The following is an 11789-nucleotide window of genomic DNA, read 5'->3' as shown; positions in this document are numbered from 1 at the left end:
ATCAACCGTTCGAGCGAAGACATGGCGACGGAGATGCTTGCTGAGGCACGAGTTCAAAACCCCGGGATGACACGCATCTCCGTCGCACAGCCGCATTATACAGCAGCGGCAACGTACAAGGATGAGGCTCTCTTGAGGTGGGGCGCCGGCGGCGTGTGATCATTTCGCGTCGAGCTTGGCCAGTTCGTATCCCGCGGCCTCGTGCTCGATGAAGGTTGCCGGGCAGGACAGCAAGGCGGCCTGGAACCGCCGGCGCGCCTCCTCGGTGGCGCCTGAAAACAGGTACCATTCGCCGCTGTAGAAGATCGCCTCGCAGATCTGGTTGCTGTCGGCCGCCTTCAGCGCCAGATCCTCCGGCTTCAATTCGCCGAGAAAAAGTCGATAGACGGGGTAGGGCCATGCCGCCTGATCGGTTTTGTCCGCCGCTGCCCTGAGTTCGTCTAGGGCCTTCGGATCACCGACTCTCATTTGCGCGAAATAGCGCCAGATGCGGGCATAGGGCGCCGTGGGTCCGTTCTGATTTGCCTCTGTGTCAAGTGCTGCGATCAACTGCTGGTACCTGCCGCCGAAATAGCTGGCCATCGGATCGTTGAGATAGAGTTGACGCGCATTGATGATCGGCCAGAGCGCTCCCGTTGCAATGATCACGAACACGGCGCTGAAGGCGATCGCCACCCTGTCGTAACGCGGCGTTGGTCGCTCCCGCGGCCAGAAGGTCAACAGCAGAAGCGACAGCGCCGCGCCCGTCAGGGCGCCGCCGAAATGGCCTGCATAGTCGATGGTCTGACCGTCTCTTGCCGAAGAGAAGATCGGCAGCAGCGAGGGGACCAGTATCTGGGCCGCGCCAGCCTGCAGCATAGATGCGATCGGCGTCGACCGGAAGCGGAAGCTCGCGGCGATTACGGCCGCGAAAAGCCCGACGATACCGCCGGAGGCGCCGACGCCCACCGTGCCGGCATCATTGAGCCAGACGGAGGCGATCGACCCGCCAAGGGCGCTGACGAAGAAGATTGCTGCAAACCAGCGCCAGCCGATCAGCCGCTCGAACAGACGCCCCGCGACCCAGAGAGCAACGCAATTGAGCGCGAGGTGGATGATGCCACCGTGCATGAACGGCGCGGTGAACAGCCGCCACCATTCGCCGTTGCCGACGATGTTTTGGCGAAGCGTGCCGCCGAGCAGCCACAGAGTACGAATGGTAGGGGAGCCGGCTTCTGCCGGCTCGACGCCAAAGGCGAGTTCGCCGGCATAGACGGCGATGAGAACGGCAAGAAGAGCGTAAGTGAAGATGGGATAACGGGCTTGATTGAGAACCGGCGCCGGCGCCTGGAGCTCGTCTTCGTCTCCAGGTGCAGGCTGGCTGTCGTCCTGACCTTCCAGCCGCTCCACTTCCTTCGCGTCGGCTGCCAGCCGCGAGAACTGGTCGAAGATGGAGCTCGGCTGGCCATGCAGGATGTGCAAGGGAATACTGACCTTGAGGGGTGAGCCGACGAGCCATTCCGGCAGAATCGGCGCAACCCCCCGCCTGATCAAAGTCTTGCCGGCAGCAGGATGAAGGTGAAGGACAATAAAATCCGATCGCTTACTCCAGATCCTCTCGAAGCGGCGGATGGCCGACCATGGCACGATCTGGTCGGGAAAGGCAGGAAGCCGGATACCAGCCGTCGATATCACCAGGCCGGGGCCTCTGGAGAGGAGCTTGCTCAAGAGCAGCAATGCGAGCAGACCGAAGAGTCCAGCGCCCAGCAATCCGAAGAGCCAGACCACGCGGGGGTCCCTGTGCTCCGGTGGGTTATAACCTATCCAGATACAGGCCGCCCCGACGGCAAGCATGATCAGGACGAACCGCAGCAATTTGCCCTTATCGTAAAAATATTCAGTGCTGCGCAATTCTTCCGGCTTCATTCGAAATTCTCACTGAAAAGCAATAATGGCACCACGCTTGCTGGAGATCGCAGGCGACTGATTCCCGTGTCACAAGAAGATTCCCCAGGCGAGACTATCTACTTGCAATAGAATTTTGCAAGCCGAGCTTGGAGCTTCTCAACAGAGGCAGGCGCGGCCGTCACAGCCCGTCGATCCGCCGGCGAAGCCTCCACCAACGCTCCTCATCCTGAGGCGCGCGGCCCGCAGGGCGAAGCCTCGAAGGATCCTCCGCAGCGCTGCTCCTTGCATTATCGAACGCCGGTGCACCCGCCTCGTCCTTCGCGGCTCCAGCCCTTGGCTTCCGCGCCTCGGGATGAGGCTCTCTTGGGCGCTGCTGGCGCGCTCCTGCATCCATCGCATGAAAGCTAGCCGGTCAGGCATTCGTAAGTCGCTCTTGCCAAAGAACGCCCGCCGAGAGACCTGCCGTTCACGGTCCCGTGTCGGACCGGAACTGGAAACGGCCCTTCGCCGTTAGTTTCCTGTCAATTCAGCTGCAGGTGCCACTGCCATTAACGACCATTCCGCCTTCTGGAAGAAACCGATTTCGATCGATCTTGATACCGGCGAACGGCTGGTTCTCCGCTCACCGCAGGATGCGCTTTATGCGCTGGTCTCCGACTGGCCGGTCAACGGCGGCGTCCATCAGCAGAGGGCGATCGATTTCTGCCGGGCCTGGCTTGCGGGCCGCATGCCGGCCGAGACCGTGCGGCAGGCTTTCATCCTCGCGGCGCTGGAAGCCGGCGTTCCGATCAATGATGAAGAAGACGGCGGCGGCATCTCGTCTTTGCTGTGAAGCGAGCCGATGTGCCGTCTGCATGCGAAGGTTATGCCTGGCGGCATTCCGCCACTCGACAAAGTTTCTTTGATGTATTGCAAATATTGTTCGCGCTGTGTTTGTGGGAATTGCAGCGTGTAGACGCTTTTGATTCCTGGGAGATATTACTGAATGAAATTGAAAATTTTTATTGGTGCTGCCCTGCTGGCGCTTGCCGGCTGCAACGCTCCGGTCTCGCAATCCGTTGCAGATTCGCAGCGCCCGCCCTCGAATGAAGTTCGGCAGAACTTCATCAATATTGTGTTCAAGAGAACTTATAGACACGAGGCAGGAGAAGTCGTCTGGGCGCGCATTTCCAGCGTGGTTCTGCTCGACCCCGAAAAACAGATTTATGCGTATTGTGTACGGATCGTGCCGAAGCGCGGTTGGGGAGACTGGGCCTATCTCGGCGTCTCATTCACAGAGGGCAAAGTGCTGGGCGCAACGGTGAATGACGATCGCTGCCACGACAAGCGGCTGCGTTACTACCCGTTTCCTGAGATGAACGGCATGAAGACCTGACGAAAGAGACGAGGGACTTCGGAAGCGCCGCCCATCGGTTCAATCGGAACAAGGGCTGTTTTAGGGCGAGGCTATGCCTGGATTTTAGAAACGACCGCGGATGCAGCCATGCGGCACGGCTGCATCCGCCATAGCTGCAATGATGCCGAGCAGTGCCCGCACAGCAAAGGCAAAGCACTCAACCCGGGCGGACCATCCTCGCTCCCACAGCGTCATCGCCTCGAGCAGACGATCAGGTGCCGCGCAGCCTGAGAACCGCGGAAGGTCACCACGGTCGCCACCATGCGGAAACATATGCTCATGATCACGTCTCAGAAAGCGGACGCTCTCGAATCCGCCGCAGCCGGCGCTCTGCAATACCAGGCGATGACGAAAATCGTTCCGATGGGAACCAACAGCGCAACCAACTGGAACCAGCCGCTGCGGTTGATATCGTGAAGTCGGCGGGTGGCCATGGCGATTGACGGGAGGAACACCGCCAGCGACCAAATTCCGCCCAATGCTCCGGTTGGCTCGATAAGGTACAAAGCGAAGCTGACGAGAACGACGAAGAGCGTCGAAAACCAGAATTCCGATCGGCTCGCTCTGCCGGTGAAGTCCACATATTTCCTGAAAAAGCTGCTGATCGCCTGGCCGAAACCCATTGTCTGCGGCAGCTCCCCGAAACGGTTCGGCCCGGCCGCCGGTTTCCTGAAGGCGAGGATCAACCCCACACTTAGCGGGACCATGATGATCAACCAGTGAAACAGAGAAAAACTACCCATAAGATACCCCGATGATTTAAACGGCCTAACGATAAGCAACGTTCGTTTCGGGAGGATTAATCGGCTTGCAGCCCGTTGCGTTCGGCAATCGCAGCGTGAGAAATTGCGGCCCTCATTGAGGGTGGATGATGCTTCGAAAAGGCCAAGGAACTGGCAGTCGATCACCGCTTGATCAGCACGCTCGCCCGCACCGGCTGTTCGATGCCCTTCAGCGCAAGCACGCGGGATTCGGCACCTGCCGCCAGGTCGGGAGCCTTCGCCGCCGTTTCCGCCGAGACCAGGATCTCGCCGGCGGCGGCCCGGGACTCCAGCCTGGCAGCCTGATTGACGACGCCGCCGATTGCGGTGAAATCGCTGCGGAAGCTTGAGAATTCGCCGATCTGCACCTCGCCGGAATGGATGCCGACGCCGACGCCGAGGGTGCGGCCGGGCAGGGCCTCGAGCGCCAGGCCGTTCAGCGCCGCGGCGCAGTTTCGCTGGATCTCCTGTGCGGCCCGGATCGCGGCGGCGGCGTGATCTTTTCTCACGATCGGGAAATTGAAGATCGCCATCAGGCCATCGCCCATCTGCTTGTTGACGATGCCGTCATGCGCCCAGATCGCCTGGGCGCAGCGATCCTGGAACAGGCTGACGATCTCGCTCAGTTGCACCGCCTCGATGCGCTCCGACAGGTCCGTGAATCCCCTGATATCGGCAAACAGGATGGTGGCGTCGACGGTGATCTGGCGCTGCTTCTTGACGTACTGAAAAGAGCGCTCGCAGATCGTGCAGATATCGGGGTTCATCTTGCTGCGGGTGATGCCGAAGGCGCGGAAGGGCAGGGCGAGCGGACCGCCGATGGGGATCGGCATGTGCATCTGGTCCCAGCAGCCGCGGCAGATCCTTGCGCTGCCGTGGCTGGCCGGCTCCCTGGAAGTGGATTCTGTCGTCATCTCACGCAATCCGTCCACAATGGCCGGCATCAAGCTTCCGTCAGTCCGCGGCTTTTGGCAACTCATCCATTTGGCGCGGAGTCTGCTTCGTCGTGCCCGAATCTCTGCCCGAATTCCCGCCGGGGTGTTGCTACAGCGGGTGGCGGTGGAAATGCGGTCACACTTGTTACTCCCACTGTTCGAATTCGGCTGCGAAACTATGTCCGGCCAATGCGCGAAAAACCGCGGTTCGACGAAGAGTCGCGGAAATTCGCCCCAATGAGGAGATTGAGCGATGACTGCAACAGCCGAGAATGGAACAGGCGGACAGCCCATGCAGAAACCTGCGGTGGTGTCGGCGGATGCGTGGGAGGCGGCCCGCAAGCAGCTGCTGGTGAAAGAAAAGGCGCAAACCCGTGCCCGTGATGCGCTGGCCGCCGAACGTCGGCGCATGCCGTGGATGGCCGTCGAGAAGCATTATGTTTTTGAAGGGCCTGACGCCAAGGTGAGCCTGTTCGACCTGTTCGAGGGACGGCACCAGCTCATCGTCTACCGCGCCTTCTACGAGCCGGGCGTATTCGGCTGGCCCGACCACGCCTGTCGCGGCTGCTCGATGGTCGCCGATCAGGTCGCCCATGTCGCCCATCTGAACGCCCGCGACACGACGCTGGTCTTCGCCTCGCGCGCACCGCAAGCCGATATTGCGCGGCTGAAAGCGCGAATGGGCTGGACGATGCCGTGGGTGACGATCACCGACAGTTTCGACAAGGATTTCGGGGTCGACGAGTGGCACGGCACTAACGTGTTCTACCGCGACGGCGAGCGCATCTTCCGCACCTATTTCATCAACAACCGCGGCGACGAGCAAATGGGCGGCACCTGGAACTATCTCGACATCACGCCGCTCGGCCGGCAGGAGGTCTGGGAGGAATCGCCCGACGGCTATCCGCAGACGCCGACTTACAAATGGTGGAACTGGCACGACAGCTATGTTCCGGATGCGGCGCCCGACAAGAAATGGGTCGAGGTGTCCGACGCCGGCGAGGCGGCGTTCCGGGCCGAGAGCGCCAATGAGAAGCCCTGAGAGCAATCTGCCACGACAATCGCCGTAAATCTTCGTCGTGAAAAACGAGCCGACAAGGCGGTTGCCTTGCCGGCCGCAGGCCATGCATAGTGGCGGCGACGCGGAGGAGCCGATGGCCAGGTTGCATGCGCTTGTTTTGATGATGCTTCTCGTACCCGCCGCGGCGCAGGCGGAAAAACGCTGCGGCTGGCTGGATAATCCGGCGACGGCGACCTGGTCTCTCCATGACGCCAGCGGCGGCTGGATCATCATGGAAAGCGGCAGCGGCTACAAGGCTGAGGGAGTGGATCGTATTCCCGATCTGACGACCGGCGAATATGTCTATACCCACGCCGTCCATGGCTATGCCTGTGCCTGCATGGATGTCGACACGGATGGCGAGGGGGGCATCAGCCGCATTCGTTCCGTGCGGCAATTGCCGCTTTCCCGATGCCGCAGCGATCCCGCCCTCGGATGGTTCCTCGACAAGGATCCGTGACGGTCGCTGGATGGCATGCCGCGGAGCATCGAGCGGCAGCCGGCGATGGTGTTGCGGAATTGGTTACCATCTTCGATAGACATGTCTCTCCGGACGGAAACTTTCGAGCGGGAGTTGCGTTAGGCAAATGGCCGGGGCTGTGTCCGCCGGCGCGCTTGCCACGGGAGGAGATGATCCATGAAAGTGATGATCGTTGAAGATGAGGGTTTCATCGCCCTGGAACTCGAGCGCATCGCGCAGGATGCCGGGCACCAGACCTTAGGGCCGGTTTCGACGATAGAACAGGCTCTCGCCCACGCCCCGAGAAGCGACGTCGCCCTCGTCGATCTCAATCTCGCGGACGGCCTCAGCGGCGCCCAGCTCGCCCGCCGGCTGATCGACCGCTACGGCGTCGACGTCATCTTCGTCACCGGCAGTCCGGAGAGTGTCGGGAACGGCATCGAAGGCGCGCTCGACGTCATTCCCAAGCCTTTCACCGATGACAGGATTGCCGGCGCGCTGTCGCGGGCGCAGGCTTTGCGCAGGGACTTCGATGGCAGCAATGCTATAATGTGACGCGCAGGCGTCGAGCGAGGTGTCCGGCTGCCAATGCATGCGGGAGATTGCCGGATGAAACATGCGGTCATTGCCATTTTCTTCGCGCTGACGGCTTGCGCCAGCGCGACTGGCGGTCCCGAGCCTCTTCCCGGCAGCCTTACCTATGGCGGCAAGGTCGTCCATTCCCCCTATCGGCCTGGAACGGTGGTCAAGAACACTTTTCTTGGCCAGTTCGACTACCGCGTGTTCGAGACCTATGTCGTCCAGCCGGATGGCACGCTCAAGCTGACGTCCCAGAGCACGGGACCGGATTTTCTTTGGCAGTAATTTGCGGCGTCCCTACGCATATTCCGAAGGTCGCGCGGGCATCGCCGTGAAAGTCGCGGGCCTCAATGAAGCCAGCGCCACCTTGAGGCAAGGTGGTGCTGAAGGAAGCGTAACGGGGCTACCGCTATATGATGGCGAAGTCGTCGCTGCCGTCGGCTCCCGCGTTCAACCGTCTGGCGGCGAGTTCGATAAAGGTCTTGACCAGAGGCGGCAGGTGCCGGCTGCTCGGATAGACGACGTGCAGGCCGCCGACCGGGGTCGTGTAGCCGTCGAGAACGCGGCACAGCCGCCCATCCCTGATGTAGGCATTGGCGACCCCATGGGGCAGTCGGGCGATGCCGTAACCGGCGATCGCTGCGGCCATGACTGCCTGCATTTCGTTGGCGGCGAAGCGCCCCGAGACCGAGACCGTTTCCTGCCCGTGCGGGCCTTCAAGCAGCCATTGCGCATGGGTGGATTGGCCGGCGACAACGCAGTCGTGGCGGACGAGATCTGCCGGGCGGTCGGGCGCGCCGCGGCGGGCAAGATAGTCGGGGCTCGCGCAGAGCAAGCGATGGGTAGAGCCGAGCTTGCGGGCGATCAGCGTCGAATCCTCCAGAATGCCGGTGCGGAAGGCGAGGTCTATGCCGTTTTCGACGAGATTCAGCCTGTCGTCGGTCAGCCGCAACTCCACCCTCGACTTCGGGTAGGTCGCCAGAAGGTCGAAGATCGCGTCCTGCAGGAAGTGGCCGCCGAAGCCGACCGGCGCCGATATGCGGATCGTGCCGGCGGGCTCCGCCCTTACCTCCGCAAGACGCAGGTTGGCGCCTTCGATCGTGCGGAGCGCTTGGCTGCTTTCCTCGTAATAGAGGCGGCCGGCATCGGTCGGGCTGAGGCTGCGGGTCGTGCGCTGCAGCAGGCGCACGCCGAGTTCGCGCTCGAGAGCGGCAATGCGTCGGCTGACTGTTGTCTTCGGCATGCCGAGCAGGCGCGCCGCGGCGGTGAAGCTGCCGGCCTCGATGACGCGGGCAAAGATCATGATATCGTTGAGGTCGAGCATTGTAGCCTGTCGTGGTACGATGTTTTCCAATTATAGGCCATTATGGTTCAATGCAACAGGCCGTAACTTTGCTCCATCAGTCACAAACAAGGAGCAGACAGATGAGCAACATTAGAAGCGTTCTGGTCACCGGCGCCACCGGCCAGCAGGGCGGCGCGGTCATTCGCGCCCTGACCGCGCGGGGACACCGCGTCAAGGCGATCTCGCGCAAGCCGGATAGCGATAGCGCAAAGCGGCTGGCCGCGGCTGGGGTCGAGGTCGTCGCCGGCGATCTAAACGATGGCGCTTCCGTGGCGAGGGCGGCTGCGGGCGTCGATACGATGTTCCTGATGGGCAACAGCTATGAGGCGGGAACGGAAGCGGAAACGCGCCAAGGCATCCTCGTTGCCGATGCGGCGAAGGCCGCAGGCGTCGGTCACCTGATCTATTCCTCCGTCGGCAATGCCGACAAGAAGACCGGCATTCCGCATTTCGACAGCAAGTATCTCGTCGAGAAGCACATCGCAGGCCTCGGCATCCCCTATACGATCAGTGCGCCCGTCGCCTTCATGGAAAACACGGTGGCGCCCTGGGCGATCGACGGGCTGCGCCAGGGCGTCTATGCGGCGGCCCTGCCGCCGACCCGCCCGCTGCAGCAGATCACCATCGAGGACATCGGCGCTTTCGTCGCAGCCCTGGCCGAGCGGCGCGAACAGGTGTTCGGCAAGCGTTTCGATATTGCCGGCGACGAATTGTCTGGCGAGCAGCAGGTGAAAATCCTGTCCGAGGCGCTCGACCGCCCAATACGCTACCAGGAACTGCCGATCGCCGCGATGCGGCAGCAAAGCGAGGACGCAGCGCTGATGTTCGAATGGTTCGACCGCACCGGTTACGACGTCGACATCGCTGCCCTGCGCCACGATTTCCCTGATGTCGGCTGGCACAGCTATGCCGATTGGGCGCGCGGCTTCGACTGGAGCGTTCTCGGCAGGGCATCCGCCTGATACACTCTCCGTCGTCCCCGGCCTGAACCGGGGACGACGGAGAGCCGGACCCGCCTCGCGCAAGGCGACGGATCGCTCGGCTCTGCGGCGACAGATCATCGTCCTTGAACGGGGAGGCTTCGATGCCGTCGAGTTTCAATGTCGAAAGTGCGGATGGTTATGAAAGGCTGATGGGGCGCTGGAGCAAAAGGCTGGCGCCGATGCTGATCGATTTTGCGGGTGTCGCGGATGGCGAACGTGTGCTCGATGTCGGCTGCGGCACCGGCAGCCTGACCTTTACGCTGGCGGAAAAGCCAGGCCTGCAGGAAATCACCGCCATTGATTATTCGCCGGTTTTCGTCGAGGCGGCAATGCGGCGCAATACCGATCCGCGCATTACCATTCGCCAAGCCGATGCCTGCGCGCTGCCGTTCGAGGATAACCGCTTCGACAGGGCGATGTCCCTGCTGGTGCTGCATTTCGTGCCCGAGGCGGGCAAGGCGGTATCCGAGATGGCCCGCGTGGTGCGCCCCGGCGGCGTGGTCGCGGCCGCCGTCTGGGATCATTATGGCGGCATGTCGGGCATGCGGATGATGTGGGACACGGTGGTCATGCTCGACGAGAACGCGCTGCCACTACGCCGCAAATATTGCTTCCAGCCGATGATGCGGCCGGGCGAAATGAGAGAAAGCTTCATAGCCCAGGGTCTTGCCGAGGTGGAGGAGACGTCTCTTGTGATCCGGATGGATTATCTTTCCTTCGACGACTATTGGCAGCCGATCGCTGCCGGCGAGGGACCGCTCGGCAAGTATGTGGCCGGGCTGGAGGCCGGCAAGCGGGAGGCGGTCGATGTAGCATTGAGGGCGGCTTATGAGGCCGGGGAGCCGGATGGGCCACGATCGTTCGCATCGGTGGCGTGGGCATGTCGGGGCAGGGTGGCGACTGACTAGGTGTAGCCGTTTAACGACTGTGAGATCGCGAGCATGCGAGATGGCGGCCCAAGGCCTTATCCTGAGGTGCTCCGTAAGAGCCTCAAAGCCGAAACGGTGTCGGGTGGATGCAAGAAGCAGCGTTGTGGCGTGCTTCGACGCTCCGCCTATGGGCTACGCACCTCAGCATGAGGGGGCGTTGGAGGATGCCGCGCCGAGCGCCTCGGAGCCTCATCCTGAGGTGCCCCGCGGGGGCCTCGAAGGACGAGGCGGGTGCAATGGCGGCGAAGGGACGCGAGAAGCGATGTTGTGGCACGCGCTTCGAGGTTTGGCCGCTGCCGGGCTGCGCATCTCAGTATGAGGAGCCTCTGTGCCCTGAACCAAATCACGAGCACCGACAACCGTCAATTCCGGCGCCTGCGACGGCGAATAGGCGCCAGCCTGCGGTAAATCCGCGGCCTGTTTTGCTTGATCCGTGCCTCATTGGGACGGTCGGCCTTTAGGGTCGTCACGACTTTGCAGGCGCAGATTCGATCGTAAAAGGTCTGTCCTTCCCAGACGATGAACGGCCAAATCCACCATGCCGTCACTGCCAGTGCCCAGACGAGGTAAGATTTGCTGATGCTATCGTCAGAGGGTGCGTATTCGCCGCGGAGCATTCCAAGTAGCGTGTTGAAATCTTCGGTCGGGTAGGCGGGAAGCAGCGAGAGTGCGAAAAGCACAACGCTGGAGAGAAGATTGGGGCTGAATTTCAGAATCTCGCGCTTGAACGCCGTGCCGAAATCGAGATTTTCTTGCTCGGCGGTTTGAACCCTCAAAAATACGAGCGCCTTTCCGAAGGTGCGGCGGCCATTGGTGGAAAAGACAGCGAACGCCAGAGCGATCAGGACTGTGTTGGCTACGCCTCCTACCAGGCTGGAATATGCTGGCATTGGCTTGGTCACGGGATTGTTGTCTGCGTCCACGGGAATGGACAACTCCTTCCCCGAAAGCCACAGCTCGTCTTCGCTGAGCGTGCCGGTTCGCAGGTATCTCTGCTTTGCCCCGCCGAATTGCCGAACCTCGCAGATGTCGCTGGTGGATTCCGGCCAGCCTGCTTCAATTTGCTTCGCAAGCTGATCGGGCAACAAGCCGCTACATTCTGTGGTGGTCCAGCCGGGCAAACGGAAGTCCAGAGGATAGACCTTCGACACGTAATGGACTGTTGCGAGGATGATTAACTGAAAGACGATGTGGTCGACAGCAAAGGCGGCGAAGCGCCGCCAGAAATGACGGGCAGGCAAAATGTCGATTCGCGGCATTTGCTGTCTAGTGTCCATGTCGCCGTCCTTACGTTGTCTATGCAATCTAATCCAGCTCGCGTGGCCGGGTGGCGAGCCGTCCTGCGATTTGCGACGATCCGCATCGCAAGCTGCGTGAGACGATCGGTCATGGCTTGCGGGGCTTGCCGTCAAGCGGCGGCGTGGTAGTTAGGGGCCGCCGGCGTCTCCCCGCCG

At 61.7% G+C, this 11789-nt stretch carries 12 protein-coding genes and 1 pseudogene; 8 read left to right on the top strand and 5 right to left on the bottom strand.

Features of this window, described 5'->3' with window-relative positions:
* Positions 1 to 159 precede the first annotated feature (159 nt).
* Positions 160 to 1905 carry a rhomboid family intramembrane serine protease gene (locus EFD56_RS11875; protein WP_126905332.1) on the bottom strand — a complete coding sequence of 582 codons (1746 nt, stop codon included), beginning with the start codon at positions 1903 to 1905 and terminating at the stop codon, positions 160 to 162.
* 529 nt (positions 1906 to 2434) lie between these two features.
* Here EFD56_RS11875 and EFD56_RS33135 point away from each other — a divergent pair.
* Positions 2435 to 2611, top strand: a pseudogene (locus EFD56_RS33135) (DUF982 domain-containing protein); the annotation flags it as partial.
* Positions 2612 to 2872: 261 nt separating this feature from the next.
* Positions 2873 to 3262, top strand: a complete 390-nt coding sequence (locus EFD56_RS11865) for a hypothetical protein (RefSeq protein ID WP_126905330.1) — start codon at positions 2873 to 2875, stop codon at positions 3260 to 3262.
* 311 nt (positions 3263 to 3573) lie between these two features.
* Here the strand turns inward: EFD56_RS11865 and EFD56_RS11860 are convergent, their stop codons facing one another.
* Together EFD56_RS11860 and EFD56_RS11855 are read right to left on the bottom strand one after the other, a co-directional pair.
* Positions 3574 to 4026, bottom strand: coding sequence for a DUF805 domain-containing protein (locus EFD56_RS11860; RefSeq protein ID WP_081279398.1), 453 nt, complete (start codon positions 4024 to 4026; stop codon positions 3574 to 3576).
* A 161-nt stretch (positions 4027 to 4187) separates the two neighbouring features.
* Positions 4188 to 4958 (bottom strand): adenylate/guanylate cyclase domain-containing protein, encoded by a 771-nt coding sequence (locus EFD56_RS11855; RefSeq protein ID WP_126905329.1) that lies wholly within the window; start codon positions 4956 to 4958, stop codon positions 4188 to 4190.
* A gap of 274 nt (positions 4959 to 5232) precedes the next feature.
* On the opposite strand from EFD56_RS11855, the gene EFD56_RS11850 reads away from it, so the two are divergent.
* The 4 genes from EFD56_RS11850 to EFD56_RS11835 all read left to right on the top strand — a co-directional run bounded on the left by EFD56_RS11850 (position 5233) and on the right by EFD56_RS11835 (position 7363).
* Positions 5233 to 6021, top strand: coding sequence for a DUF899 domain-containing protein (locus EFD56_RS11850; protein ID WP_126905328.1), 789 nt, complete (start codon positions 5233 to 5235; stop codon positions 6019 to 6021).
* 112 nt (positions 6022 to 6133) lie between these two features.
* On the top strand, positions 6134 to 6499 hold the full coding sequence (locus EFD56_RS11845; protein WP_012484214.1) for a DUF4087 domain-containing protein: 366 nt from the start codon (positions 6134 to 6136) through the stop codon (positions 6497 to 6499).
* Between the two features lie 177 nt (positions 6500 to 6676).
* Positions 6677 to 7054 carry a response regulator gene (locus EFD56_RS11840; RefSeq protein WP_064827821.1) on the top strand — a complete coding sequence of 126 codons (378 nt, stop codon included), beginning with the start codon at positions 6677 to 6679 and terminating at the stop codon, positions 7052 to 7054.
* 54 nt (positions 7055 to 7108) lie between these two features.
* Positions 7109 to 7363 (top strand): hypothetical protein, encoded by a 255-nt coding sequence (locus tag EFD56_RS11835; RefSeq protein WP_004672820.1) that lies wholly within the window; start codon positions 7109 to 7111, stop codon positions 7361 to 7363.
* A gap of 124 nt (positions 7364 to 7487) precedes the next feature.
* On the opposite strand, the gene EFD56_RS11830 is transcribed toward EFD56_RS11835, so the two are convergent.
* Positions 7488 to 8402 (bottom strand): LysR family transcriptional regulator, encoded by a 915-nt coding sequence (locus EFD56_RS11830; RefSeq protein WP_126905327.1) that lies wholly within the window; start codon positions 8400 to 8402, stop codon positions 7488 to 7490.
* Between the two features lie 101 nt (positions 8403 to 8503).
* Here EFD56_RS11830 and EFD56_RS11825 point away from each other — a divergent pair, with 101 nt between their 5' ends.
* Positions 8504 to 9385 carry an NmrA/HSCARG family protein gene (locus tag EFD56_RS11825; RefSeq protein ID WP_126905326.1) on the top strand — a complete coding sequence of 294 codons (882 nt, stop codon included), beginning with the start codon at positions 8504 to 8506 and terminating at the stop codon, positions 9383 to 9385.
* Between the two features lie 122 nt (positions 9386 to 9507).
* Positions 9508 to 10314 (top strand): class I SAM-dependent methyltransferase, encoded by an 807-nt coding sequence (locus EFD56_RS11820; RefSeq protein ID WP_126905325.1) that lies wholly within the window; start codon positions 9508 to 9510, stop codon positions 10312 to 10314.
* A 383-nt stretch (positions 10315 to 10697) separates the two neighbouring features.
* On the opposite strand, the gene EFD56_RS11815 is transcribed toward EFD56_RS11820, so the two are convergent.
* Positions 10698 to 11612 (bottom strand): RDD family protein, encoded by a 915-nt coding sequence (locus tag EFD56_RS11815; protein ID WP_126905324.1) that lies wholly within the window; start codon positions 11610 to 11612, stop codon positions 10698 to 10700.
* Positions 11613 to 11789 lie beyond the last annotated feature (177 nt).

Origin of the sequence: Rhizobium phaseoli (assembly GCF_003985125.1) — a bacterium.
In the GTDB taxonomy this organism is placed as follows: Bacteria; Pseudomonadota; Alphaproteobacteria; order Rhizobiales; family Rhizobiaceae; genus Rhizobium; species Rhizobium phaseoli.
This window is presented reverse-complemented; position numbering and strand designations above follow the sequence as displayed.

Coding starts and splice junctions, on each gene's coding strand:
- EFD56_RS11875 (WP_126905332.1), bottom strand. CDS start 1,905: ATGAAGCCGGAAGAATTGCGCAGCACTGAATATTTTTACGATAAGGGC.
- EFD56_RS11865 (WP_126905330.1), top strand. CDS start 2,873: ATGAAATTGAAAATTTTTATTGGTGCTGCCCTGCTGGCGCTTGCCGGC.
- EFD56_RS11860 (WP_081279398.1), bottom strand. CDS start 4,026: ATGGGTAGTTTTTCTCTGTTTCACTGGTTGATCATCATGGTCCCGCTA.
- EFD56_RS11855 (WP_126905329.1), bottom strand. CDS start 4,958: ATGACGACAGAATCCACTTCCAGGGAGCCGGCCAGCCACGGCAGCGCA.
- EFD56_RS11850 (WP_126905328.1), top strand. CDS start 5,233: ATGACTGCAACAGCCGAGAATGGAACAGGCGGACAGCCCATGCAGAAA.
- EFD56_RS11845 (WP_012484214.1), top strand. CDS start 6,134: ATGGCCAGGTTGCATGCGCTTGTTTTGATGATGCTTCTCGTACCCGCC.
- EFD56_RS11840 (WP_064827821.1), top strand. CDS start 6,677: ATGAAAGTGATGATCGTTGAAGATGAGGGTTTCATCGCCCTGGAACTC.
- EFD56_RS11835 (WP_004672820.1), top strand. CDS start 7,109: ATGAAACATGCGGTCATTGCCATTTTCTTCGCGCTGACGGCTTGCGCC.
- EFD56_RS11830 (WP_126905327.1), bottom strand. CDS start 8,402: ATGCTCGACCTCAACGATATCATGATCTTTGCCCGCGTCATCGAGGCC.
- EFD56_RS11825 (WP_126905326.1), top strand. CDS start 8,504: ATGAGCAACATTAGAAGCGTTCTGGTCACCGGCGCCACCGGCCAGCAG.
- EFD56_RS11820 (WP_126905325.1), top strand. CDS start 9,508: ATGCCGTCGAGTTTCAATGTCGAAAGTGCGGATGGTTATGAAAGGCTG.
- EFD56_RS11815 (WP_126905324.1), bottom strand. CDS start 11,612: ATGGACACTAGACAGCAAATGCCGCGAATCGACATTTTGCCTGCCCGT.